This is a genomic window from Aminobacter sp. P4_D5, from assembly GCF_056401815.1.
Map to the genome: position 1 here is coordinate 1 of NZ_JBFUIP010000678.1, position 727 is coordinate 727.

General features: G+C 66.3%; 1 protein-coding gene. It reads right to left on the minus strand.

Annotated features, from left to right (window positions below; genetic code table 11):
- Window positions 1-158: 158 nt before the first annotated feature.
- Window positions 159-727, minus strand: a 569-nt coding sequence (locus AC1DWF_RS34285; protein WP_476842943.1) for a KUP/HAK/KT family potassium transporter, incomplete at its 5' end; no start/stop codon positions are given.

Consider the following 727-nt stretch of genomic DNA (forward strand, 5'->3'; position numbering starts at 1 on the left):
GTCCAGAAGCCAGATCAGGACCTGGGCCATCCACCGCATCGCCCGGCGCTGCAGCCGCCGCGGACCCAGCAGCAGCGGCGCGCCGAGGATCATGCTGGTCGCCCCGAAGCCGAAGAAGGCCACGTTGAACAACAGGGAACGCAAGGCCAGCATAAGCATCAGATGGCGACGCGTACGCCCAGCTCGACCACGCGGTCGGAGGGAATCTTGAAGAACTCCGTGGCCGGTACGGAATTGCGGCTCAGCAGCGTGAACAGCCATTGCTGCCAGCGCGCCATCTTCGGCACCGTGGCCGACACGATGGTCTCGCGGCCCAGGAAGTAGCTGGCCTGCATCGTCTCGAAGGTGATGAGCCCCTCGCCCGCCAGCCGCTCCAGCTCGCGCGGGATATTGGGGCTCTCCTGGAAGCCATAGCAGAGGATGATGCGGTGGATGTCACCGCCGAGATCGGTCACCTCGGCGCGGCGGTCGGCGCCGACGCTGGGGATGTCCTCGTTGCGCACGGTCACGAAGAGCACCCGCTCATGCAGCACCTTGTTGTGCTTGAGGTTGTGCAGCAGCGCGCCGGGCAGGTAGTCGGCCTGGCCGGTCATGAAGACAGCGATGCCCGGCACGCGCGTGGTGCGCGATTGCGGCAGGCGGGCCAGGAAGGATTTCAGCGGCAGGCTGTCCTGACGGAAGCGGGCAAAGAGCAGCTGCCGGCCGCGATACCAGGTCAGCATCATTG